1 pseudogene is annotated in these 360 nt (G+C 48.9%); it reads left to right on the top strand.

The window, feature by feature from the left end:
- Window positions 1-360, top strand: a pseudogene (locus SPADD19_RS11080) (alpha-ketoacid dehydrogenase subunit beta); the annotation flags it as partial.

The raw sequence follows: 360 nt of genomic DNA, 5'->3' as shown, positions 1-360 counted from the left end.
CGTCGCGACGAAAATGTATTGTTGATGGGAGAAGATGTCGGAGTTTTCGGTGGAGACTTCGGTACTTCTGTAGGGATGCTGGAAGAGTTTGGTCCAGAACGTGTCCGTGACTGTCCGATTTCTGAGGCTGCGATTTCAGGTGCAGCAGCAGGTGCAGCCATGACCGGACTTCGCCCAATCGTTGATATGACCTTCATGGATTTCTCAGTAATTGCCATGGATGCTATTGTCAACCAAGCTGCTAAAACTCGCTACATGTTTGGTGGTAAAGGGCAAGTACCGATGACCATTCGCTGTGCTGCTGGTAATGGAGTTGGATCTGCAGCTCAACACTCCCAATCTTTGGAATCATGGTTTACT

This window comes from Streptococcus parasanguinis (assembly GCF_001578955.1).
GTDB lineage: Bacteria > Bacillota > Bacilli > Lactobacillales > Streptococcaceae > Streptococcus > Streptococcus parasanguinis_U.
Note: the sequence above shows the minus strand (reverse complement) of the source record. Positions and strands in the feature narration are given on the sequence as shown.